The 23,388-nt window shown below is 43.4% G+C and carries 10 protein-coding genes; 2 read left to right on the top strand and 8 right to left on the bottom strand.

What is annotated here, in order from left to right; translation table 11 throughout:
• Positions 1-47: 47 nt before the first annotated feature.
• From NSS87_RS09810 to NSS87_RS09775, 8 genes are all read right to left on the bottom strand, one after another.
• Positions 48-767 (bottom strand): cohesin domain-containing protein, encoded by a 720-nt coding sequence (locus tag NSS87_RS09810; protein ID WP_339246637.1) that lies wholly within the window; start codon positions 765-767, stop codon positions 48-50.
• Positions 768-816: 49 nt separating this feature from the next.
• Complete coding sequence (locus tag NSS87_RS09805) at positions 817-5,697, bottom strand: discoidin domain-containing protein (protein ID WP_339246635.1); 4,881 nt, start codon at positions 5,695-5,697, stop codon at positions 817-819.
• Positions 5,698-5,793: 96 nt separating this feature from the next.
• Positions 5,794-9,759 carry a family 20 glycosylhydrolase gene (locus NSS87_RS09800; protein WP_339246633.1) on the bottom strand — a complete coding sequence of 1,322 codons (3,966 nt, stop codon included), beginning with the start codon at positions 9,757-9,759 and terminating at the stop codon, positions 5,794-5,796.
• A 94-nt stretch (positions 9,760-9,853) separates the two neighbouring features.
• On the bottom strand, positions 9,854-15,010 hold the full coding sequence (locus NSS87_RS09795; RefSeq protein ID WP_339246630.1) for an endo-alpha-N-acetylgalactosaminidase family protein: 5,157 nt from the start codon (positions 15,008-15,010) through the stop codon (positions 9,854-9,856).
• A 143-nt stretch (positions 15,011-15,153) separates the two neighbouring features.
• A complete protein-coding gene (locus tag NSS87_RS09790) occupies positions 15,154-16,167 on the bottom strand; it encodes an S-layer homology domain-containing protein (protein WP_339246628.1) in 1,014 nt (337 codons plus the stop codon).
• A 99-nt stretch (positions 16,168-16,266) separates the two neighbouring features.
• Complete coding sequence (locus NSS87_RS09785) at positions 16,267-17,898, bottom strand: helix-turn-helix domain-containing protein (protein WP_179085719.1); 1,632 nt, start codon at positions 17,896-17,898, stop codon at positions 16,267-16,269.
• Between the two features lie 27 nt (positions 17,899-17,925).
• The gene (locus tag NSS87_RS09780) at positions 17,926-19,221 is read right to left on the bottom strand and encodes an extracellular solute-binding protein (protein ID WP_143759572.1); all 1,296 of its coding nucleotides are present in this window, start codon (positions 19,219-19,221) and stop codon (positions 17,926-17,928) included.
• 118 nt (positions 19,222-19,339) lie between these two features.
• Positions 19,340-21,139, bottom strand: a complete 1,800-nt coding sequence (locus NSS87_RS09775; RefSeq protein ID WP_339246623.1) for a sensor histidine kinase — start codon at positions 21,137-21,139, stop codon at positions 19,340-19,342.
• Positions 21,140-21,538: 399 nt separating this feature from the next.
• On the opposite strand from NSS87_RS09775, the gene NSS87_RS09770 reads away from it, so the two are divergent.
• On the top strand, positions 21,539-22,120 hold the full coding sequence (locus NSS87_RS09770; RefSeq protein WP_339246620.1) for a TetR/AcrR family transcriptional regulator: 582 nt from the start codon (positions 21,539-21,541) through the stop codon (positions 22,118-22,120).
• Between the two features lie 24 nt (positions 22,121-22,144).
• A complete protein-coding gene (locus tag NSS87_RS09765) occupies positions 22,145-23,347 on the top strand; it encodes an MFS transporter (protein WP_339246617.1) in 1,203 nt (400 codons plus the stop codon).
• The last annotated feature ends 41 nt before the right edge of the window (positions 23,348-23,388 follow it).

The raw sequence follows: 23,388 nt of genomic DNA, 5'->3' as shown, positions 1-23,388 counted from the left end.
TCCCCTCTCATAATAACAACCACTGATTGTAAAAATGAGGCAACCTACTACTCCACAATCTTTTTCGCAAGTGCAGCAAGATCAGTAATATCTATTTTGCCGTCCTTGTTCAGATCTGCGTGATTAATCTTACTCCAATCTGGACTGGAGGAATCCTTACCGTAATGGGCAGCCATGATTCCTAAATCGCCGATACTCACTTTGCCATCGCCGTTTAAATCTCCAGGTAATCCCGTATTTACTGTGATCTGAATGGTTAAGGATGCCGGTTGGAGCACGGATTCTTCCCCTTGACTGTCACTTATTATCGCTTGAGTAAGCCGGATAACTCCCTCTGTGTCTTGTGTTACATCTGCTGCTTTGAAACCAAGTTCAACAATTTCAGCATCGCTAGTAATCGGATACTGACTACCCAAACTTGCCAAGAGAACCCGTAGCTTACCGGGAGTACTTGTAGATGGTTCATTGATAATAATTACGCCTTCCTGCAGTGAGCGGATTGAACCTGGAAGGTATTCCATGACAGCCGGATCAAAATCAAAAGTAATGTCCTGTGCATACACATCACTGGAGACACTGGTGATCCCATACTTCACGGTAAAAGACTCCCCCGGCGCAACAACCTTCTTACTCCCTACTAAAGTAGCAGAAGGTGTAGGATCAGATGCATCTGCGTTCACTACAGGGTTCGTAAAAGATACACAGCTTAAAACCACGGCGATAATGGTCATCATTACCGCCTTTTTGTACCATCGACTACTGTTCAAATTCTTCTCACCTTCATCTTTTAAATTTTGTTCAGGATGTTAGTGTGTGTTATTGAGTTACGATTTGTTTCGCTAATTGAGCAAGATCTGTAATATCGATCTTACCGTCACCATTCATATCCGCACGCTTCGCTTGCTGCCAATCAGGACTTGATGAATCTTTGCCGTAGTGTGCAGCAACGATACCCAGGTCACCAATGCTGACTTTTCCGTCGCCGTTAAGATCGCCTGATATTCCTGTTTGTTCTGGTTTCACTTTTACAGAGATTGTAGCTGGTGCAGCTGTAGTCTCTGTTCCGTCTTCATCACCTAGCAATACCTCTGACACTCTGATATTAACGGTAACCGTCTCAGATACTTCCTTTGCCTGAAATGTCAGTTCGGCAATTTGTTGATTTCCGCTTAATCCGTATTCCGCACCTTCACTCGCCATAATCAAACGAAGCTTTCCAGGTGTATTAATTGTCTCTTCAACAATCGCAACACCTTGGATCAGTGATTTAGCGGACACATAATCCATGCGGTCAGCATCGTACTGAATGGTGAAGTCCTGTGCAAATACCTTCCCGGAGATATTGTTCACATCATACCGGACAACAAAAGGCTTGCCGGAAGTAACGGATGCATCAGCACTCAATACGGCTTGCACTTGAGCCGTTTCCTGCTGCACTTGATACACTGTAATCTCGGCTGCGGATGCGAATTCACCCACGCCTTTTACAGCTTCCAGCTTAATGTGAGTCGCTTCCACCGGAGCGAAATTCACTTCCTTGAGCTGTTTGCTTCGCAGCCAGTTCCCGCTTGTCATGAGCGTGTAATTCACACCATCGGTGCTTGTGTACACGTTGTAAGCAGTAATTGTGCCATTGCCTTCATCCGGCCGAGGTAAGTATCCTAGCTTGCTGATGGTATACTTTCCGCCCAGATTCACCATAATCGATTGCGGAAGTGGATCAACGTTAAACCACCTCGTATGCCAATGTGTATCCGGATCGCCGTCCAATGCCAAATTCGGATCGTTTTCACCTGCTTCATAGCTCGTAGCTTCTGCACTCATTTGACTTTGCGGAATTTCGGTTAGGTTGCTCTGTCCAGTAACCGTCACCACACTTGTTGCTGTAAATCCGCCTTCTTCCGTCGTCGCGGTAATCGATGTCGTGCCCTGCCCTTTTGGTGTGACCATTCCCTTACTGTCCACGCCGGCAACACCAGGATCACTGCTTCCCCACTTAACTGTCTTATTACCGGCATTCTCAGGCTCAATGCTCGCTTTCAATTGAACCGGTGCGTCCAACGCCTTAAGTGAGAGTGTCTCACGGTCAAGCTTTATGCCAGTAACCTTCTGTCCGTCTTCCAGCGGGATGCCGAACAGCTTGAATTCACGAATAGCAGCCTTTAATTGAGCATCAGGCAGTCCGGTGATCGTAATTCTAGCGAATCTACCCTGGCTTCCAAATGTATCCTGAATGGTGCCAGTTTCCTGATTATTCGTTCGATTCGTTACTGTAATCCAATTGGAGTTCGCGGTTTCCCGAACTTCAATTTTGTACTGATAAGCCTTGTTACTGTGTTCAAAAGAAACTTCGGAGGATTTAATGGAATGCATCATACCGAGATCAACCGTCCAGCTATGGCTATTGTTCTTATCCGCTGCTGACCAGAATGTGTCCACATTCCCATCATTAGCGAGGCCAGCCGGATGCGCTTGATCCTCACTGTCCGCTGTAGCAGGTTTACCTTCTGAAATCAATCGAACTTCAGGAGCTGCCTTCGGCGCCTCATAGACATCGATCTCCGAAGCCGAAGCGAACCCTCCAAGTGCAACAGCTGCTTCAAGCTTCACATAGCGGGCGGAAACACCATCGAAAAGGATGTATTTTTTCAAGTTGTTTCTGAGCCAGGTACCACTGGATACCTTCGTATATGCTTCTCCATCTGTGCTGACGTAAAGGTTGTATGAGGTAATGGTTCCGTTCCCAGCATCCAGACGTGGTGCATACCGGAATTGGCTAACATTGCGAACCTTACCTAAATCGAGAATGATGGATTGCGGGAGCTTATCGGATCCATCCCATTTCGTATGCCATGCGGAATTCCGGTCCCCATCAATCGCTTTAGCTGCTTCCGCACCAGGCTGAAAGCTTTTCGCTGAGGCTGTCATCTCATTTTTAGGTATCACTGTCGGTGAAGGCTGTGATAGATCACGATACAGATTGATCTCTGCAGCAGATACGACACCCCCAACAGCTTCTGTCGCTTCAAGTTTCACAAAAACAGCTTCAACTGTATCAAAATTCACCGTCTTCTCTAGTTTGTCATCATTCCATTGTCCACTGCTTACGAGCGTATAGTTGGTTCCATCCATACTCGTATACAGCTTGTAACCTGTAATTGTGCCGTCTTTGCCACCGTACTGTCTTGGCAAGTATTTCATTTTATTCACATACTGTTTAATCCCCAGGTCTAAAGTGATGCTCTGCTTACTTCCAGCATTTGCTGAAGAAAGCCATATCGATTCATAGCTGCCATCCAGCACATTAGCTGCCGGCGTATCCGAAGCCGCATTCGTTGCAGTTGCAATCATATCTTCCTGCGGAATACGACTTGGGTCTGTGTCCACCTGAGGCAGCTCAATTTTGACAGCATCTACAAGTGGAGTCGTATCTGCTGTAAAGCCTGCGACTTTCACAATAAATTCCTTATCAGTGGATATGGATGGTGTTTTAATGTACAGGATGCCGCCTTTATCTTGCTTAGCATAGTACCAGCCACTTGTTGCGCCATCCCATGCTGCTTTGGACTGCAATTCAGGATAGGATGTTCCATCTACAGAAACAGCCTCCGGGTGATCTGGCATGTGGATTGTAAACTGATTCTTACGTGACTCCAATTTGCCTTTATAGTCACCTACGCTTGCTCCAACCTTGATAATCAAGTCTCCACTCCCTTGCTCAGGAGCGGTGGAGGTTATTAATGTTTTGGCAAATTTGCCTGTACGATGCTCCTTCGATATACCATCATCTTCATACATCGTAAAGCTTGACGATTTATAAGGATAAATATCATAAGTAATTGGATCAGGAGGAACCTGACCGTCGTATAACGATTCAGGATACATCGGGATGATAGCCCCGCCCTTTACTAGAAGCGGCAAGCGATCCAGTGGAGCATTGTATTCGTCTAACATTTTTGAACCGTAATGTTCTTCTCCTGTCCAGTAATCGATCCATTTTCCTTTCGGAAGATATATTCCGTTTCGCATAGTCGTGTCGGTATATACTGGCGCAACCAGGAACGATTCCCCAGACATGAATTGATACTGTGTTAAAGTTCCTTTGGAGTTCGGATCATTCGGATAAGAATAGATCATTCCCCGCATGATCGGAGCCCCGGACTCGTAAGACTCATTGAGATAGGTATACAAGTATGGTGTCAATTGCTGTCTTAGCTTCAATGCATCCCTGTTATAGCTCGTATAAGGTTCTCCCCATACCCAAGGCTGCTTATCTTTGGCTGCCCAACCAGACATGTTCATCAGGATTGGAGTGAAGATCTTCCACTGTAAGTCTCGAACGTAGGTTTTAGCGCTTCCTCCGAAAATCCCATCAATATCTCCGGTTGAGTACGGCATCCCAGATAGCCCTGCTCCGATCATCGACGGGATATGGAATCGAATGTATTCCCAGTTGCCCGACTGATCTCCGGACCAGACGGTAGAATATCGCTGGGTACCTGCCCATCCACCAACGGACCAGACATAACCTCTGTCATCAGAGTTATCTTCAATTCCTGTAAACGCCTGTTTGCTGGCACCCAGGGCGAAATCGTATCCAGGTCCCACCCAGGCAACGTCGAGTTTAGCGAGCCTTGTACCCTCTACGCCAACTTCTTGCGCAATTTTATCAACACCATTTTGAGTCCATAGTCCGGTATAGAAACCTTCCTTATGTAGTTCGTCAACGGTGTTGCCTAGATCCGTATAACCGCAACCATATCCGTCATTCGGCAAAATCCAGGCTCCAGGCATATCATTTTCCCGATATTTTTTAGCAATAAGGTTAACGACATCGGAGGTCTTTTCTGGATCTCTGTTGTAACAATCCGCATCACCAAGTCCCATGCCCCAACGAGGAATCAAGGATGGTTTACCTGTAAGATCTGTATATGCGTTCAAAATATCTTTCATTGTCTCACCGTAGAAATAATAAGCATCAAACCGATTTTCGTTATGCGTCAGCTTGACGGTCGAATCAAAATCATAAGTACCGCTTTGAAAAGTGTTACGAAGCACTCCGTATCCTGCAGTACTCAAGTAGAATGGTGCAGGATTCGAAACCGTGCCGCTTCCCCAATCCCCATAGTTGTTAGCGATAGTAATTTTGCGATCACGATGATTGAAGAATCCATTCTGCATACCGCCGCCGTAGAAATATTCATCCTCACCCCGGATAAGCTGTTGTGAGGCTGACTGTCCGTTATAGTTCAAGCTAGCAGATTCTTCCCACACCAAAGTTTGGTTGTCACTTTTGTACATGGCGAACTTTAACGGATTTTTGTAGGCTCTCAGCACGAATTTTCCTGTTTCCATCTTGTAATACGTACCTTCATCAGACCACTTTACGTTAACAGGTCCGAAATCATCCTTGATGACGATTGGCTCGATCGGCTTTTCCGCGCTTTTTCCTGTCAATTCCTTGAATTGCCCGTTCACACCAAGCCAAATCCGGAACATATCCTCCCGCTGAAAAATCACTTTAATCTTGTCAGAGCCTGACGTAATCTCAAACGTGTTATTATCTTTCTTTACGAAGTCAGAAATGTTACCAACGGAAGCACCATGGGCGGTTTCCGGGCGAATCATGAGCCCTGTAACCATAAGGATCATCAATGCCAGCATCCACATACTAAAGCGATTATAAATTGATCTCAATCCATTCCCTCCATTCAAATGAAGCGGCAAGACAGGATACAGCCTCCACTGTAGTTTGAATTCCTTGTCTTGCCGCTTGGATTCAAGTTGCTATTGTTATTCGATAACAATGTCTTTAGCTATAAGCACCAGGTCCGTCAGATCGACCTTGCCGTCACTATTGATGTCTGCCCGTTTCGCCTTATCCCAATCTGGGTCTGCAGAACTCTTTCCGTAGTTAGCTGCGACAATAGCCAGATCGCCGATGCTGACTTTGCCATCACCATTCAAATCCTTAGAAGGTTCTGGCACTGTTGTTGTAAACTCCACCTGAGCCGAGGAAGTGGCTGCGCTTATTTCCTGTCCATCGCTATCCCCAAGCGTTGCACACTTTACAGTAATTCGTCCGGTTTGGGGTTCTGTCAGATCCTTAGCCTTAAAGGTAATCTTAGCTACATCAACATCCCCTTTAATCGCACTCCCTGAACCTTGGCTAGCCAGAATCAGACGTACAGTGCCTTCTGTATTCTTCGTCTCAAGGATACTCACGCCGTCCACCAACGCATTAGCGGATACATAATCCATTAGTGAAGCGTCGAATTCAATCGTGATATCTTGGGCGTACACCGCCTTTGTAACATTGTGGAGTCCTAACGTTATGTCGAAATTCTGACCATAAGGAACGCTTTTCGGAGCAGCTAAACTTGTTGCCACTTCACCGGGAACCTCCCTAGCCACTGTAATCTTACTCACCGCTTTATGTCCTCCGGATACGGTAGTTGCAGTAATATCAGCGGTTCCTGCCTTTAACGCAGTCACGACAGCCTTCCCGCCTTGAACTTGAACAGTCGCAATAGCTTCATCGCTGCTATTCCAGGTCACCTGTTTATTCGTTGCATTCCCCGGTTGAAGGGAAGCACTCAGCGTTTGTGTTTCTCCGGCCTTCATCGAAATTTCAGTTTTATCCAGCTTGATACCGGTTACCGGAACTTCAGGAACGTTATTGCTGTACATAAAATTATCAAACACGGTAACTGAAGGACCGAATACTCTAGCCCCCATTTTCCCAGCGTCTGTTGGGATCTGTGCAATAGCATCATCGAAATAAGTCGTTCCATTGATAATCAGCGTTACATGTTTCCCTTCAAACTTCACTTTTACGGTCGATGTTGTGCCTTTTTTCAATTTGGCGGCCTGAGCATTGCTCAATAAACCGTACGAATCCTGAGCGTTCACCCAGTACCAAGCACCTTGATCAAAGCCTATAGAAGCCCAAGCATCATTATTGACATAGCGCAAAATAACACCCGTTCGTATAACATCACTCTGCGGCGTAATCTTAAACTCGATCTCACCGTCTCCAATGCTCGGAGATTGCTGATCGATAAACAGATTATTTACACTGTTGGAGGTGAACTTAACGGCATGCTCACCCGCTTGATCAGGTGCTTCTACAAGCTCCATACGTCCGACACCTTTACCGATGACATGCTCCCAGCCTTCGAGCGAGTTATTCTCAAAGCTCGCTGAATAGCTCACAGGCGCTGGAACTTCTACAGGATCCTCTGGGTTAGGAGCGTAGACTTCAAATTCATACATGGAGTAACCATAGGTTCCCACTCGCTTCGTACCTAACATTCGGACATATCTCGCTTGTTCAGTTGGGAATTTGACAATCTCTACTCCGCCAATGCCAGCGTTAGTCGTGTAAACGTCCCGCCAGTTCTCCGCATTATCGGATACTTGAACTTTATAGCCTTTGGCATAAGCACTTTCCCATTTGAAAATAACCTTGCTAATGTCAGTACTTTGGCCTAAATCAACATAGATCCACTCGTTGTCGGTATATTTAGAGGACCAGCGAGAAGCACCCGTATCAGCCTCATCCACTACAAGACTAGCCGGAAATTGAGGTACTTCGACGGAAGAAGCTACTGCTGTTTTGTGAGCAGCTAAATTGATGGTCCAAGCGGGTGATCCTGCTTCCTCCGCAATTTCTTTTCCTGATAGTACCCGATTAAAAATCTTGAATTCATCCAGTAGTCCAGTGAATGCTTTGGATGAACTGCCGATTATAGCCGCAGGTAGCATTGTAGTTACAGCAACAGAGCCTTTTAGATCTCCATCAATATACAGAGAAGTTCCATTTAGATCTCCTCTGAAGGCAACATGTACCCAGCGCCCAACAGGAATCGCTGTATTAAAGCTGTAATCATAGCCCTCTCGGGTGAATCCGGCATTTGGTGTCCCTTTCTGCTTCAGCTTAATTGCACCATATTCGGATTCCATCAGTATTTTTTCATCTGCTTCTTGTTGATCATCAAGCTTAACCCACGTGGAGACCGTCCAAGGGAAGCCCTTTACTTGAAGCGGTGTTTGAATATGATCTGAAGTCCCTGCAAACCGTACGCCTTTTCCTGTTTTTCCATCATCCACGCGAGTAACGCCAGCTCCTAATGTAGCATCATAGGAATTTCCGGACTGATCAGAGACCGTCTGCGCGCCTTCTTCAAATGGATAATGAACAACAAGATCAGTGGCCGTATTCACTTCATGTAATAAATTCGTTCCAGGACCTTCGCCTAGCTTCGCTGACAATTGCTGGAACTCGGTGAATGTGCTGTCCGTGGACTGGCCTCTCCACATCTTTTCTGCAAGGACAGGCATCGCTTTCTTCACACGATCGTGGACGTCCGCCTCACTTACTTTCTTGCCCATCATATCATTCCAAGCTCCAAACATCGCACCGAGCAGGTTCGACTCACCTTCCTGCAGCTTCGTATTTCCACCAAAGTTCGTTGGGTCCCAGTTATTAAACAACCACTGTGAATCCAGATAATCATGGTAATATCCAGCTTTCGGTACAATGTAGAGCGTGGAATCCACCGTATTGATAATTTTGAATCCATCTCTCACCGATGCTACCGGATCTTGCCAACCGTTATTCCAGGCGTTTACGGCAATATCCTTATCTACAACCGTTGTGCCTGGAAATGCACTCAAGCTACCCCACATTCTTGATTTCTTTCCCTTGCTCTTTAAGTGTTCGTTCATCGTGTTCAAAAACTCGCGATACTTCTCAAAAGTAGTCCGATCATTAGGTGCGAATTCATCGCCTCCAAAATGAACCGTTTCTGAATCAAACCATTCCCCATCTAAATATTCGTCCCACACATCCTTGATGAAATTGACCGTTTCCTGACGTGTAATATCCAGATGATCGACAGGCAAATTATCCTTAACCAGATCTGGTCTAACCTTTGTAAATGAAAGAGCATGGCTGGGGGTATCAATTTCCGGCGTGATGTTAAGCCCCCGTATTTTGGCGATGTCCTGCAATTCACGCATATCCTGTTTCGTGTAGTGTCCATCCTTTGCCGTTAATTCCGGATACTTGGTACTTTCTAAACGAAAAGCCGTATATTTGTTCCAATGCTCCCTGCTGTTATCCTTAAAAATCTCGTTATCGTTCAGATGGAGCTGGAAATCATTCATTTTGTAGTAGGACATAAATTTGGCGTAATCCTTCAGGAAGTCTATCGTGAAAAACTTGCGTCCTACATCAAGCATAAAACCGCGTTCTCCATACTTAGGAAAATCCTTCGCTATCCCTTTTACAATGCTTGCCTTCTCAGGATCTTGCTCCAAAATTTGTAGTGCCGTTCTTGTTCCATAGAACACACCGGTCTCAGTGTTTGCATGTATTTCCACATAATCTCCTACTTCAAAGTAGTAGCCTTCCTTGCCAATCGATTCATCAGCTGTCTTATCGAGCCTAAGCAGGAAGTCCCCTTTAGAAGCAGGCTTATTTTGAACAATTGGCAAATCATATCCAGTTAATTCTTTAAGATCCGCTTGAAAGACCTCTGCGGTAGCTGGTAGTTCACATAAACATTCACTCGTGGGGACTACGATTCTGGAACTGTCAGTCATCTTGAAAGAACCACTACCGCCAGTCCACTCTTGTAAACTTGGTATCACTTTTGGTTTAGCATTCTCTGCTTCAGCCGCTGCTGCAAATGGTAGTGGAGTAGAGTAAAGCACTAGACAAAAAACTGTAAAGCCGTACAACCATTTTTTCATCTGTCATCCTCCTACTAGTCAAATCATCAATTTTGAAAAAAACCAGGTACATCATGTTTAGTTACTCACACATGTACCTGGCCTATGACTTTGATTACTCTACAATTTTGCGTGCTACAATAACCAAATCTTCCAATCCGACTTTGCCGTCACCGTCAATATCTGCTTTCTTCGCTTTCTCCCAATCTGGGCTTGCTGTAGTCTTGCCGTACTGCGCTGCAACCATTGCCAGGTCACCAATCGTTATTTTGCCGTCACCGTTAATATCGCCTTGCGTTCCTTTCTTACCAATCTCTACGTTTACGGAAGAGATCGCTGCCGAAATTTCTTTACCCTGATCATCTGAAATGATTGCACTCTTAACTGCGATTGCCCCATTTACCGTTTGGTTAACTTCCTTCGCTTTAAAGGTTAATTCGAGGACGTCTGCACTGTTACTAATTCCATGGGTCGCACCTTCACTTGCTACAATAAAGCGAAGTTTACCTGGGGTGCTGTTGATTGAATCAATAACGCTTACCCCACTAATTAACGAACGCGCCTCAACGAATTCCATAACATCCGCTGCATACTCTAGGGCGATGTCCTGCGCAAAAATCTTATCAGACAGATTCCGTAGTCCATATTGAACTTTGAACACTTCTCCTGGCTGAACTTGACTTGGCGCTGTCAAAGTAGAGGAAGATTTTAACTCACCGTCTGTTTCTGTTACGATAACCCGACTGGTCGCAGAGAAGCCTCCATCCATTGTCGTTGCCGTAATTACGGCTTCGCCTGCTTTCAATCCCCTAACAAGAGCATGATCGTCTTGCTGTTCAACAGTTGCTACAGCTTCATCACTGCTGCTCCAGAGTACTTTTTTATTCGAAGCATTAAGAGGCTCTATCACAGCGTTCAATTCGCCTGTGCTGCCTACTTTAATCTCTAGCCGTTTTTTATCCATAACGACGCCTGTGACTTTTACTACCTCTGCCTCATCTTCCGTCTTGAACACATTGAGTTCGGCAGCAGATGCGAAGGTACCCACGCCTTCTATAGCCTCAAGTCTCAAATGTGTTGCTTCTATAGCTGTAAAGCGAACAATTTTTGTGGTCTGATCGAGGGGCCATGATCCATCTGCAATTTTTGTGAAATTCGTTTCGTCAACACTCGTGTACAGGTTATAGCTTGTAATCGTTCCATTGGTTCCAGATACTCTAGGTGAATAATTGAATTGATTAATGTTATATTTGCCTCCGAGGTCCAAAGTAATGGATTCCGGTAAGTGTGCCGGGGTCCATTTCGTATGCCAGATTGTAGACATATCTCCATCGAGTGCAAGACTCGCTTCACCTCCAGGCTGGAAGCTACTCGCCGTTGCAGTCATTTGCGATTGTGGAATTTGCTTGTTAGGCATATACACATTAATCGTCGAGGTTGCACTTTTTTTACTTCCATCCTTTGCGGTAGCAGTAATGATGGCTGTTCCCGCTTGAAGTGCAGTAACTTTTCCGGCCTGATCCACCGATACAATTTCCGGATGGTCAGAAGTCCAGAGCAGTGTCCGGTCCTGAGCATTTGCTGGTTTTACCTGAGCGCTAACAGTGCTTGACTGTCCTTTGTTCAGATCCAGCTTATTTGGCGTTAGTGTAATAGTCGAAACAAGTACACCTTCCTCCGGAACGATCGCACCCTCATCATCGACGCGAATGTTATCGACCACCAGTGTACCGGTTAACTCCTTCTGACTATTCAGCTTGTTTTTGATAATGGCCAGATAGGCATCTTTCGCCCCTTCGGTTGTAAAGGATAGATCCAGCGTGTCGCGTCCTTCTTTCAAATTCTCACTCACCAGATCACGAACTACCCCATTCTCCTTCACTCGAATAGCCACTGTGTACATATCCGTCTCATCTGAATTGTAGTCCATCGTCAGATGGTAACGGTTATCCTCCTTCATTCGGAGCGTGTGAGGCAATGTAAGCAGCCATTCACCGGTTGCATCTTCATTCGTTTTAAGCGACCAATTACCATCCAGAACATAATTCATGATCTGATTGTCGCCTTTTTCAACTAAATGCGTACGAACTGGACCTATTTTAGAATAAACGAAGGGACCCCAGCCCTCATCAACGTTCTCGAAATCCTCGAACAATACAGAATTACCAGCGTCTGTCTTGGTTGGATTCTCCCATACTCTCACATCGTCAAAGGTTACCGTCGAACTTCCATCTTCTACATTCAAATAGAGATTTGCGGTTTCATTAACCGCATCAAAGGTAACCTTAATCCGCTGGAAGTTCGTGCTCACATATTTGTGCTGCTGGGCTAAAAAGCCATGCTCTGTGTTATCCAGTGTATTGACAACCTTGTCAGCCCCTTGCTTCACACCGATTTTCACGGTGCGTTTCCCATCTACTTTCACCCATACTGATGCAGAATACGTCTTGCCCGGTGTAAGTCCGGTGATCTCCTGCTGAATTACTGCATCACCAGGACCCTTCACTTGAAGCTGGTCATCGGCGTTACTGTTCTTCACAAATTTAATGTGATCATCACTTGTGGCTGTGGAAGATTTCTTCCAGCTGCCGAATGTTTGGCTGTCAAAGCCAGGGTCCTTTACCGAACTCCCTTCGCCCCATTCCATTTCCGGCTCTTCAGCAGCTGTTGTCTTATACAGGGCATAACCAATCCCCGGCTGCGCGGTAAGTGTGACTTTACCTCCAGTTACTTCTACACTGCCAACATGCTCACGTCCTAAATCTGTCAGCTTATACAACTGTGCCGTCGTTACATTACTCCATGATTCTGGAAGACTCCAAGTCGTTTGGCCACCCGCTGGATTCCAGTGATAGATTTTATCTTCTGTCTCAGGACTCCATGGAATAAAGACCGTACTGTCACTAATGTTGCTGCTATCTGTCATGATAGCGATTTCACGACCATCCTTACTTAAATGGATCTTACCGTCCTGCTTACGTTCAACTACAACCTTCTTTTCAAAATCGATACGGTTATCGGTCATCTTGATGATCGGGAAATGCTGCATATATTTTGTTGGTAGATTGTGATTGAAGAATGCCGCACTAGTTGATTGGTAGCTGTAGAATGGAGCACTGTTCTGCCAATAACCCACGCCTACCTGCTTATTCCCTTTCAGTAAAGGGGTTGTTAAGAAGCCATCCAGCGATTGATTCCGTAGGAAACGGGTAACCTTGCTGTCGTCACCTTGGTTCGGGTACCCCGGATCTGTTCCCCAGTGAACCCAAGCTGCCTGCTCAAACAGAGGTCCTGCAAATTCTGTACCGAGCATCCAGCCGTTACCATTGATATAATCTGCGAGTTTCTTCGCATTGTAATCGGCACCATCATATACATCTACATATACAAAGGAAAGGTTGTCACCTGTATCGCTTTTCAGCATATCCAGACGTCTTTTCAATTCACCGGACTCCACATCTTTGGTTTTGTTAACATAGAATGTCTGATCCAGCCAGCCCCAGCCTTTACTCAATGGCTGATTCATATTTTCCATTTTGGTACCGAAAGCATCCAGCGCGTATTCTGTTGCGTTAATGTGTACACCGCCACGGATATTGTATTTCTTGCCTTCACTCAAAATATAATTAAAATCCTTCTCTCCACCCTGACGAATACCGATATGGCCGCCGTAATCTGGGTGAGAGTCATCATGACCTTCCGCTTGATATCCTTTGAATAGAATCAGCTGTCCAAAGCCATCCGTGAGATTAGAGATCTTCTTCGCATTATCAAAAGCACGCAAAAACGGAGAGGTTGTAGTAGATCCGATGTTCATGCTGATATAGGAGATATTGTCCCTTATCATTTCACTGCCGGTTGGAGCATCTGTATTCTGACGATATACAATGGCTCCATCTTGCCAGTCAACAACTTTGTCTCCATTCGCATCTGGAGTCAGTACAACCTTAGCCCAAGGCAGTGGCTCCGGATCAAGCACAGTACTTCCACGATAAACCCATGAGCCTCCTGATAACGCTGCTTTCTTTGTATGGAGTGCTGTATCATCGCCTACCTTAATACGTACCTTATCAAAGCCATTTACTACATTAGTGATTACACTCGCAGCTAAGACGTCGGAGTTAACGAATGCATATGCACGCCCCCCACTCACGTCTGCTCCTCCCGCCTTAAGGTCGTTAAATTCGTCCTGTACAACGTTCCAGCCCCCAGTTATCCGGACAGCCGTTTCCTGCGCTGTAGGCTGGGTTCCAATTACAGAGACAAGGTCATGATCAGGGAATTCGATCGTTCTTACTTTTTCAGTACCATTCTCTTCAATGCTGGCCACTTTGAACTGAAGAATGTTATCCTGAACCTCCATTTCAACTTTGAGGTTCACTTTAATTTCTGGAATCTGAAGCGTGTAGGCTGCAGACTCACCATGAGTGGCATCTGCTGCTTTTTTACTAAAATCAGAAGCGACTATGAAATAGGACTTCTCGTTGATTTTTATCTCATTAAATCCATTTAACTGTCCATACATTTCCGCGCCGCTGTCTAACCATGTGTATTGTTTAACCCGAGGGAACTCTTTATCGATTTCAACCTTCATGGTGTCAGAGCTTAGAGTTTCAGTAATCGTAATCGGCCTCGGTACTGGATCAGTGGATACAATTGGAGTTACCTTCACATCGTCAATCCATAGGGTCTTGTTATTAAACCAGCTGCGTAGTCCAATCTTCCCTGCACTTGTCGATAATGAGGGAAGACTCGTCGTAAGCACGTTATTGCCATCGATCGATAAAGCTACGCTACCTTTCTCATAGCGCAATTTGAGGGTATACTGTTGGTCAGCAGCAAAGGTAAAACTAGGAGCCGTAATATTTCCATACGATTCCGTCCCTCCTTTCATTGCATCCCAGCCCCAAGAACCCGCATCATATTGGATAACATTGTAGTTATTGCTATCGACGAATCGGTAGACCAGTCCAAATCGTGTGGCAGGCTGACTAAATTTTAACTTCACCTCATATTCAGCATTGGCAACCTGAGGTGAATCTTGGTCTGCTAAAATAACAACCCCTTGTGTCACCGCCTTAACAGCACCTTGATCCGCCGAAAAAGTAATGGTCCCCTTAGCTGCAGCCCATCCGTTGATATTGCCATCATTGTAATCTCTGAAATACACGTCCGATTCTTGAGCCGCGAATACGGCTGCCGATGGCAAGCCAAGCTGTACCCCTAGCAACAACGTCAATAGCAAGCTAACCGCTTTGTAACGTTTTCTCATCTCTACGACCTCTTTTCACTTAAATATAAGTAGAATGAACATTATCAATTCACATATTTCCTTTAATTGTATGTTTTTGACATCACAAGACCATAATGAGCCCTCCTTCCATAAGAAGGTGCGTCATTATATGTTTTTTTGTATTACTTGGAATTTAACAATCGCTTGATAACAGCGGCTGATTCCGCTCTTGTAGCAGATTCTTTGGGTGCAAATGTAGTCTGAGTTCTACCTTTCATTATTCCAGATTTCAAGGCAAAGCCCACCGACGCTTTAGCCCACGGGCTTATTTTACTATCATCTTTAAACGTGGTAGTGGAATCTGAGGCCATACTATCGACCCTTACACCGGAAGCATAAGCTTTCGCTCGCATCAGCATCGTTGTCATTTCTTCACGAGTAATGCTTTTTTCCGGAGCAAATTTCGTCTTGGACAAACCACTAATAATTCCGGCCGCATAAGCTTTCTTTACCGTATCTTCGTACCAAACTCCTGATTTCACATCCGTAAACGGATTACTTCCAGAACCTTCTGTAAGATCTAATGCTCTGGCTATAAGAGCTGCGAATTGTGCGCGAGTGATGTTATTATTAGGGGCAAAGCTGTCGGCATCCATGCCTTCAACAATTCCTTTAGTGACCATTTCCATGATATCTTGCTTCGCCCAATGTGAGACGATATCGCTGAAAATCTTGGTGAATGTTGAGGATTGATTCGGGGTGAATTCCTGATCTTTCAGATTACGATCAAGAACCTTTAATGCGGTCCATTTTACTGCAGTTGTACCAGCCCTTTTAGCTTTAAAGGTAATCGTGGCAATGTCCAAATTACCCTTTTCACCATTCACATTACCAATCTTAGTATGGGCTATCGTAATTTCATTGTTTTTAACGATCGGAGATACTGAAAAGCCTTTGATCTTCGTTTCTGCTTTTACAATCTCAAGCACTTTCGGGTCAAAATTAAATTTAGCTTCATATGCATATAAGTCTTGAATATCTTTCCCCTTTAATGTAACGGTGAACGTAGAATTAGCAGATTCAGTAGCTGATGTCTGCATCTCGAAGTCAGAGACTTTTTCAGCATGGACTGTACTCAACCACATGGAAGAACATAACGTACAGATTAGTGCGAATGTGAATCGTTTGCGTCTCATAAGAACATCCCTTCACCCGTGAATTTTAACTCCCCCCTATCATATGGATTTTGAAATCGGATACACATGATTTATTTTGTTCAACATTGATTATTTTTGTTATTCATTCTCTCTGCGATAAGCTAAAGGACTAATCCCTGTGATTTTTTTAAAAATACGACTGAAATGTTCTGGATTCACGTATCCTACTTGCTCAGATACCTCGTATATTTTCATTCCGCTCTCCAGCGCCTTTTTAGCCTTCTCGATTCGCAGATTCGTCAGAAACTGAATGAAATTAACACCTATTTCTTTGGAAAATTGTTTACTTAAATAGCTCTCGCTTACACCGACAATCTGACTAATATTCGACAAATGGACATCTTCGTTAAAGTTTTTCTCTATGAGCTCTTTCGTTTTAGCAACAACAGGGCTAAGAAAGCATTCCTTGGGTTGATCTTTCGGATGCAGCTTTTGATGCAGATGTTCCAAGAACAGTCGGCACCAATGCACCGTATTCTCCCAGGTTTCCTGCTTATAAATATGATCCGTGATGGGATAAGGCAGCTTATCATGAAGCTTTTCCCAAGAAACGCCTTTTTGATAAATTAATGCGCTTGCCTCCCAAGTCATATCGACTACATCTGATTTGATAAGCTCAGGTGAACAAGGGTATCGCTGAATCAACAAGCTACAGCAGTGTTCATAGACCTCCTGCCATTTCATTAAATCCGGATCACTTAATGACTTCAGCATTTCGGTTCTAGCCAAATACCATGCTTCTTTCCAGTCACTTTCCTTAATAGATGGACGTCTTTCAGCTTCCGGATAATATAATCGATTGTACCCCTGGTAGAAACTCAACCCTGCTAATCGTTCAGCTTGGCGGAATAATCGGTTCCACTGCTGATGACCATCCACAATATCGCTGATCCCCATAGAAAGCTTCAAATTAATAAATTGCTTTAATCTCATGCTCACCTCAGACAAGATTATGTCTGTCAATCTACGAATGGCGATGATGCTGCATTGCTCTGGAAAAGAGAAGAACAAAACATAATGCCTGTCATCATATCTGCATACTTTGCAGATCCCTTCACTTCTACTTCGATTCGTTACCGTTCGTATCGTCTGCATAATCATACGGTGTGAATCTTCAAATTGAACGGTATCTGATAGCCTAAGAAGCGCAACCTCCAGATTTTTTTCCCCCATATGCTTTCGAACAAGCTCCAACGAAGGCGTTATATCATCATCTGTCACTTCTAAAGAATCCGATAGGCAAAGTCGATGCAGAACGGAACAGATCGAAGCTTCTACGTCCTCTAAGGTTGATACTGTCTTTGAGGAGCTTTGCCGCCGCTTCAATTCATCCACAGTCTTAGTCAGTACCGGTGCAATATAAGTTTCATCTAACTTGGCTTTAACAATGTAATCAAAGGCGCCGAGCACAAAGGAATCTCTTACAAAAGAATAATCTCCGTATGCGCTAAGCATGATGGTTAACGGTTGATTCGAAAAAGTAGTGTTATTCAGTGCTTCGAGTAGCTCTACTCCATTCATATTTGGCATTTGAATATCCGCCAGAACTAGATCCACATCCTGATGGATTTTCAGCATATTTAATGCCTCCTTACCATCTCCTGCTTCCCCTGCAATCTCAAAATCGGTCGAAGCAATGGATATATACTCCCGGAGGGCTAACCTAGCTAATGGTTCATCATCAACAATGAGAGCTTTAAATTTCATCATAAATCCCTCCATAATTGATCTATAGGATTACCTCAAAGCCTCAACCGCTATCTCCCAATCATCATTCAATTTTTCTTGAATATCGGACACCTCAGCACCTGAAAAAATTTCTTGTGCAGCCTTCTTTTCATCAAACTGTATGGCATTTTTTACTTTTTCAAACTTCTCATCGATCCCCAGATACATAAACGGCTCAAAGGGGTGCTTCTCTTGAACATTGTTGAAGAACGGCAGGAATGATTCAATATTGATCACTGTCGATGAATTTTGCGAATAATTAATATACACTTGGTAAACATCCCGGCTAAATACCCACTCCAAAAATGCTTTAACTTCTTCCGTATTTTTGGAATTTTTATTGATCGCCATATATTGATCTGGCATAGTGATTGCCTGCAAACGCTCTGAAGTTGTCTCTCTCCAGGGCAATGTGAACGCATCTAAATCTTTATCATCCTTCATTTTGGATAAATGATCTCTAAGGTACCACTGACCAAGTGCAAGCATAGCCGCTTTATTATTTTGAAACAGCAGCGTTGCCTGATCCACACCAATATTGAGTGCATCGGGCCCTGCTAGTTCATTCTCTGCTATTTTCTTAATCATCACTGCTGCTTTCTCGAAAGGAGAACCTTTTCCGAAAGGGCGTTTCGTCTGTGCGATTGAAGATAAATAATTTTCATCCTTGGATAGTAGAGGCGGTCCGAACTCAGTGAAAGGATAAAACGTCCAATTCTCTTTCCCGCCAATCGCAATCGGAATATATTTGCCATGCGCTTTAATCTTCATCATCACATCCATAAATTCATCCATCGTTTGCGGAATCTCTACGCCGGCCTCTTGAAAGATACTTGGATGGTAATAGACATATTCAGAGAAGGATACAAGTGGTAGACCAAGAATGGAATGATCTAATCTAGCGGGATATTTATTGTTTTTTGCTGCGGTTAATCCATCCAGTGGAAGAAGTACTGCTTTGTAAGTGAGTAGGTCATCTGGCTTCAGGTAAAAAATATCCGGCAAATCATTGGCTGCTAAACGAACCTTTAAATACTGACCGCTATTATCGGGAATTGTCTCTACTTCAACCGTTACATTAGGCTTAATTTTAGAGTAGTCTCTTACCTTTTCCGTCCAAAATTTGATATCTGTCTTCGCTTCCCACATGCCGAATTTTATTTTAATCGGTTGATCCAGATTCACCTTTCCCTGTTGTTGCTCTATTGCCCCTCCTTTGGGACTGAACTTACTTAAAGAGAAGAAACCACCTACAAAAATAAGAGAAATGATCCCTATTAAAGATACACGGAGTATTATTTTCACTTCTATTAATCACAGCCTTCGAAAAAAGTTTATACCATCATACCTCCTCTGAAGTTACACATGAATGATGTTTTCCCTCTGGACTATGATCTTTTATGCTCCTCCGAAACATTTTGCTTCATCCTCCCTCCCCTAACATTTGATCCTGTATCTCCTCTTCCGGTGTGTCGATTAACGGTAGCCTTATCGTTACTATAGTTCCCTGGAGTATATTCTTCTCGTACTTTAAACCGTAACGCGCCCCGTAATGCAGCTGAATTCGCTTATTAACGTTACTGTTTCCCATACCACTGAAAGAATGCTGACGGCGTATACCATTGCTGTCAGATTCCTGAGCGTCTATATCTAACATGCCTACACCATTATCGGCTATCGTTATAAGCAGATCTTCCGCTTCTTTTCTCACAATGATCTCAATGATACCAGGATAGTCAACATTCTTTAGTCCATGAATAATACTGTTTTCTAGAATAGGCTGTAATAGCAATTTCAATATATAATAACCGGCTAAGTCCTCATCTACTTCCCATCTCGTATGGATTGGTCTACCGAAACGAATCTCCATGATATATAAATAATGCTTTAGATGATCTATTTCCTCATCAATCGTAGTCAGAATTCCACCTCGATTAAAAGAAGACGCCAGAAGACGAGTTAGCGCATGAGTCATATTCCGTATGTTATCTGCTTTACTGATTAAAGCCATGAACTTGATTGAATTTAGCGTATTTATTAAAAAGTGTGGATTAATCTGCGACTGAAGTGCTGCAAACTCCGCCTTCCGCTTCTCCACTTCTTGCCTTTCGTGGTGGTAGAGCAGATCCTGAATGCGCTCCGTCATGTGATTAAAAGAATGCCCAAGCTTAATTAGCTCCAGGCTGCCGGTTCTCATAAATTTAGCGTTTAAATCACCTTCAGTAACCAGATCCATTTGCCGGAGAAGCTCATTTAACGGCTTAGTAACATTAGATACAAAGTAAAATGAAACCAGAATAAACGCTAAGATGATCATCAATGCAAACACCCAGACGATATAATTCACACTAAGGTAATTGGCTGTTAGATCAGCATATGGAATAGACTGTACAAGCCACCATCCGGTCTGATCAATCTCGGCGTAGGTTATCAGATTTCTATCATCACCATTAACATCCACAACGTACCCTTTTTCCTCCGGCCCACGATTTGCGAACCAGTGCATTTGGAATTCTCCCCCTCTAGAGGCAAGGGTATTGGATGAGATAATTTGACCTTCCTCTGTGACGATAAAAAGGCTGGATTCCGTATTATCACGTGACTGCAAAATATGATCAAAGGCACTACTCTCAAACGTAAAAAGAATCATTTCTAGCTGGGATAAAGGATTGATTACACTTGGAGATAGGGCAGCAACCATATTGTAAGGATTGTAGTTACCATATAAAATATTGGGCATCATCCCCAGAAAATGAACGCTATCGGGATTATTTAGCACCTGCCCATACCACGTTTTTTGGCGAAAATAAGAATCATCCAAATTCAAATTCTTTAAGTACGAATAGGATTGATGGTCTTTAAATAGGAAGTTCACCGACAATACTCGTCCTGATATGGATGCCGTGTACTTCTCTATTAAGACCTTTAGCTCATAGTAAGCCTGCTGTTTCTCGACTCCACTCTTACGATTAATTTCATAAAGCTTTGCCATCACATCCCTGTCCATACCAATGGAAGCAAAAAGACCCGTCAGCCTCCTAATTTCCTGACTAACAGAATAGGAGATCGCTTGAGCCGTTTGCTGAGATCGTGATGTATTTTGCTGAAGAATATCTCGCTTATAAATATTTAGAATAATGATGGAGAATAAGATGATCGGCAGAATGACTACCAGTATAAAAAAAAGCCTTAATGTGCTAGACATCCGCCAATTTTTTCTCATAAGTTCCCTCCCCTTTATAAGATAACTTATAAACGCTCACTTCTACCTCACCATGAATATTGAACAACATATTCCCTTAAATTTGTGCTACTTCCTGCATGGCGACAAAAGTACTCAGAATATTACACACAACCATTCACTTAATCTTTAAATCTGAGTTTTTTCCCAGTTTTCGACAACGTTTACGAGTTGATTCAAAAAGAAAAAGAGCTGACATTAATGTAGAAAGTTCTACTTTAGGATCAGCTCCTTTAGTTCGGTCAATCGTCTTTTCAAACCGCTTGAGAATTAAGGATATGTTAAAAGGGAAGACTCACTTCAAACAATATTCATTTGCATAAAATAATTTAATTTGATAGTATAACTGACGAACGTTCGTTAATATCGAGGTGATTTTTTTTGAAAAGTAAAGAAATTAAAGACATTGCTTTGAAATGTTTCACAACTCATGGATATGAGGGGGCTTCTTTGTCTCAAATTGCTGAGCAAGTCGGGATGAAAAAACAATCTCTTTATGCTCATTTCAAAGGGAAAGATGATCTTTTTCTACAAGTTCTACAAGATGCTAAAGAGACAGAAATCTCATCGAAGCTACAATATTTGAGTAAAGTCGGTACCCAAAATCCTAAAACAGATTTATTAGGATATCTGCAATTGGTCATTGATATGTTTCAAAAGAACGAGCAGTTAAAGTTTTGGCTGCGTATCTCTTTTTTTCCACCGCCCCATCTTGCTACAGCGATTGATGAAGAAGTAATCGACACAGAGAAAAAGATTCAACCCGTACTTGAAAGTAAATTCCAAGCTTGGATCGATGCCAAAGTCATCATGGAAGATGCTGCCTCCATCCCAACGCTTGCCTTTTTAGGTGTAGTTGATTCGATCATGCTAGAGCTTGTGTATGGCAATAATGAAATCCGTTTAAATGAAAAACTAAATGCCTCATGGACCGTATTTTGGAGAGGTATTTCACAGCTTTGATTCTACAAAGAGAGGTATTACTTCATGAAGAAACCATTGAAAGAACAAAAAACAGTCTTACTCATTTTGCTAAGTAATATATTCATTGTTTTTCTAGGCGTTGGGTTGATCGTCCCTGTTATGCCATCCTTTATGAACATTATGCATTTGTCAGGTAAAACGATGGGGTATCTTGTAGCAGCATTTGCATTCGCGCAATTACTCATGTCTCCTCTGGCAGGGCGTTGGATTGACACTTACGGCAGAAAAAAAATGATCGTTATCGGCTTAGTGCTCTTCAGTGCATCGGAATTAATCTTTGGTTTAGGCACACATGTATCCGTTCTTTATATCGCCAGAATTCTTGGAGGGATTGCTGGTGCATTCATTATGCCTGCCGTCACAGCCTATGTTGCGGACATCACCTCAGTAGAGGAAAGACCTAAGGCAATGGGTTATGTTTCTGCCGCCATTAGTATCGGTTTTATTATTGGCCCAGGAATCGGAGGATTTATTACTGAACTAGGTATACGTGCTCCATTCTATTTTGCTGCTGGCTTCGCCTTAATCACTTGTATTTCGTCGATATTTATTCTGAAAGAGCCACTATCCAAAGAGCAGCTTTTGGAAATCAGTAAACTTAAAAAAGACACCAACTTTATCAGTGATCTGAAACGCTCGTTTCATCCAGCATATATTATTGCGTTTATAATAGTGTTTGTCCTCGCCTTTGGCTTATCGGCATATGAAACTGTGTTTAGCCTGTTTTCTGATCATAAATTTGGCTTCACTCCACGGGATATTGCAACCATCATTACAATAAGCTCAATCTTCGGGGTGGTTGTGCAGGTCTTTTTATTCGGTAAAATGGTAGATAAGCTCGGTGAAAAAAAGCTCATTCAACTCTGCTTAATTGCTGGCGTAGCCTTAGCTGTAGCCTCCACCATGATCAATAACTATTTAACTGTTCTGCTAGTAACCTGCTTCATCTTTCTCGCATTTGACCTACTCCGTCCAGCACTAACGACCTATTTATCAAAAACGGCTGAAAAAGAGCAAGGCTTTGTCGCTGGCATGAACTCAACCTATACTAGCCTTGGTAATATCATCGGACCTGCATTAGGCGGAGTATTATTTGATGTAAACATCAACTATCCATATCTCTTTGCGGCGGTCATTATGTTTATTGGTCTTGTAATTACGATGGTATGGAAAGAAAAACAAGCTACTAGTGGGTTGGTAAACTAAGGTAAGGAACAACTGCGAATAGTAAGATTTACAAAATAAAA

The sequence above is a fragment of the Paenibacillus sp. FSL F4-0243 genome, assembly GCF_037963295.1.
Lineage (GTDB): Bacteria > Bacillota > Bacilli > Paenibacillales > Paenibacillaceae > Paenibacillus_AQ.
Note: the sequence above shows the minus strand (reverse complement) of the source record. Positions and strands in the feature narration are given on the sequence as shown.

Bases quoted from the DNA above. Each gene is read 5' to 3' on its own strand.
- NSS87_RS09800 (WP_339246633.1), bottom strand. From the start codon at position 9,759: ATGAAAAAATGGTTGTACGGCTTTACAGTTTTTTGTCTAGTGCTTTAC.
- NSS87_RS09795 (WP_339246630.1), bottom strand. From the start codon at position 15,010: ATGAGAAAACGTTACAAAGCGGTTAGCTTGCTATTGACGTTGTTGCTA.
- NSS87_RS09790 (WP_339246628.1), bottom strand. From the start codon at position 16,167: ATGAGACGCAAACGATTCACATTCGCACTAATCTGTACGTTATGTTCT.
- NSS87_RS09785 (WP_179085719.1), bottom strand. From the start codon at position 17,898: ATGATGAAATTTAAAGCTCTCATTGTTGATGATGAACCATTAGCTAGG.
- NSS87_RS09775 (WP_339246623.1), bottom strand. From the start codon at position 21,139: ATGAGAAAAAATTGGCGGATGTCTAGCACATTAAGGCTTTTTTTTATA.
- NSS87_RS09765 (WP_339246617.1), top strand. From the start codon at position 22,145: ATGAAGAAACCATTGAAAGAACAAAAAACAGTCTTACTCATTTTGCTA.